Annotated in this window: 2 protein-coding genes and 1 pseudogene; 2 read left to right on the forward strand and 1 reads right to left on the reverse strand. The window is 37.4% G+C overall.

Going from position 1 to position 2,418, the window contains the following annotated elements:
- Positions 1-174: pseudogene (locus GQR53_RS20385) on the forward strand (NAD(P)(+) transhydrogenase); the annotation flags it as partial.
- Between the two features lie 107 nt (positions 175-281).
- On the opposite strand, the gene hemE reads toward GQR53_RS20385, so the two are convergent.
- Entirely contained in the window at positions 282-1,346 is a 1,065-nt protein-coding gene (hemE, locus tag GQR53_RS20390) for a uroporphyrinogen decarboxylase (RefSeq protein WP_002961084.1), read from the reverse strand.
- Positions 1,347-1,876: 530 nt separating this feature from the next.
- Here hemE and rsd point away from each other — a divergent pair.
- Entirely contained in the window at positions 1,877-2,347 is a 471-nt protein-coding gene (rsd, locus tag GQR53_RS20395; RefSeq protein ID WP_138489928.1) for a sigma D regulator, read from the forward strand.
- Positions 2,348-2,418 lie beyond the last annotated feature (71 nt).

Here is a 2,418-nt window from a genome sequence, read left to right on the forward strand (position 1 = left end):
CATTGTTTTGGCGAACGTGCCTCTGAAATTGTTCACATTGGCCAAGCTAAAAAAAAAAAAAAAAATGGTGGCAATAATATCGACTACTTTGTAAATACCACATTTAACTACCCAACCATGGCTGAAGCCTACCGTGTTGCGGCATTAAATGGCTTAAATCGCTTATTTAAATAACCGCTTAAATAAGTAGTTTTAAAAGCCTTTATAAATAGGTAACAAAAAACCCGCAACTTAGCGGGTTTTTTACTTTTAAACAGTTTTAAAGCTTGTTTAAGTGACTATTACTTATGGTACTTAGCACTTAGCTCATGTACTGCATTAATGAATACGCCAGCATTTTCAGGGTCTACATCTGGTGTAATACCGTGGCCTAAGTTAAACACGTGGCCATTGCCTGTACCAAAGTCTTCTAAAATAGTGCCTACTTCTTGGCGAATACGCTCTGGTGTACCGTGTAACATAGATGGGTCCATATTACCTTGTAGAGCTACTTTATCACCCACGCGGCGCTTAGCGTCGCTGATATTAATAGTCCAATCAAGACCGATTGCATCACAGCCTGTTGCTGCAATAGCTTCAATCCATTGACCACCATTTTTAGTGAACAAAGTAACCGGTACTTTACGACCATCGTATTCACGAATTAAGCCATCTACAATTTTATGCATGTATTGTAGTGAAAATTCGTTGTAATCGCGCGGGCTTAATACACCGCCCCATGAGTCAAATACCATTAGCGATTGCGCGCCAGCTTTAATTTGAGCATTTAAGTAATCAATAACTGAATCAGCTAACTTATCGAGTAATAAATGAAGTGTTTGCGGCTCTGCAAACGCCATTTTTTTGATTTTACCAAATACTTTGCTGCTACCGCCTTCAACCATATAAGTTGCTAGCGTCCAAGGTGAACCAGAAAAACCAATAAGCGGTACTTCGCCTTTAAGCTCACGACGGATAGTGCTTACTGCGTTCATTACGTAGCCAAGCTCGTCTGTAGGGTCTAACTTTGGAATTTTTTTAACATCAGCAAGAGATGAAATAGGACGTTCGAACTTAGGGCCTTCGCCAGTTTCAAAGTAAAGACCTAAACCCATCGCATCTGGAATCGTTAAAATATCACTAAATAATATAGCGGCATCTAACGGGTAGCGACGTAATGGCTGCAGTGTAACTTCACATGCAAGCTCAGCATTACGGCACAGGCTCATAAAATCGCCCGCTTGTGCACGTGTAGCGCGATACTCTGGTAAATAGCGTCCTGCTTGGCGCATCATCCATACCGGAGTTACATCAACAGGTTGTTTTGCAAGTGCACGTAAATAACGGTCGTTTTTTAATTCGCTCATGGCGTAAATGATCCTAAGACTTGTATAAATTGTGCAAGATTGTACCACCATATTCTTCGACCCTCTATTGCTTAGGGACGAAAACAGCTTTACCTAGAGGTAGATCAATAGAATGGAGTTTTTTAATCCCTTTTGACTATAAAACAAACAAAAATAAATAACATTTAAAACTTTTCATTAATACGTTTGCAACATTACAAAAACCTTGTTATTGTTTGTCCCGCGTTAACAAAAACAATAATAAAAATCTTAAAACAATAAAAATAAATGTTTTAAAATAATAACAATAAAAATCATCTCATAAAAATAAGAAAGCTTGTTATAACAAGTCACTGAAAGAAATTAGACCACCGTAACTGGTGGTTTTTTCTTGCCTAAAATAAAATCTCTCGCCTTAGATTATATAAAAAGGTACACCCCTCAAAGTAGCTCAACTTTACTTGTTGATATACGCGCAAATTAAATATATCTTGATGTACATAAACTTATTATATTCTAATTGAAAGACCAACCCAGCTAGGAGAACAGTTATGCTGACGCGTGTAGAAAAAGCTCAACAAAAATGGGGTGGTAGCCACACAGTAATTGATAAATGGCTAAACGAACGCCAAGAACTTATTGTACTTTACTGCAAAATTGCAGGCTTTACGCCGTACGAGAAGCAAGATCAAGCATTGCCAGAGCCAAAACTAATTGAATCATTTTGCCAGCTTTTAATGGATTACCTATCTGCAGGCCATTTTGAAGTATATGACGATATAGCAAAAGCATGCGAAAAAAAGGGCTTACAAAGCCAAGAGCTTGCAAACTCTATTTACCCGCGTATTTCTAGCACAACCGATGTGGCGTTAGATTTTAATGATAAGTACGCAGAAGTAGACAAAGAAGACTTATTAAAAGACTTTGATAATGACTTATCTGTTATTGGTGAGGCATTAGAAGCACGTTTTGCACTTGAAGATGAGCTTATTGATAACTTGTTTTCTAATCACACGAATTAATACGTTACTTACACGTATTAAAAAAGGTAGTGTTTAGAAATCTGTGTCATTTCAGTATTATTAAGAAAACA

Origin of the sequence: Pseudoalteromonas sp. Z9A6 (assembly GCF_011378805.1) — a bacterium.
Taxonomy (GTDB): Bacteria; Pseudomonadota; Gammaproteobacteria; order Enterobacterales; family Alteromonadaceae; genus Pseudoalteromonas; species Pseudoalteromonas distincta.

Coding starts and splice junctions, on each gene's coding strand:
- hemE (WP_002961084.1), bottom strand. CDS start 1,346: ATGAGCGAATTAAAAAACGACCGTTATTTACGTGCACTTGCAAAACAA.
- rsd (WP_138489928.1), top strand. CDS start 1,877: ATGCTGACGCGTGTAGAAAAAGCTCAACAAAAATGGGGTGGTAGCCAC.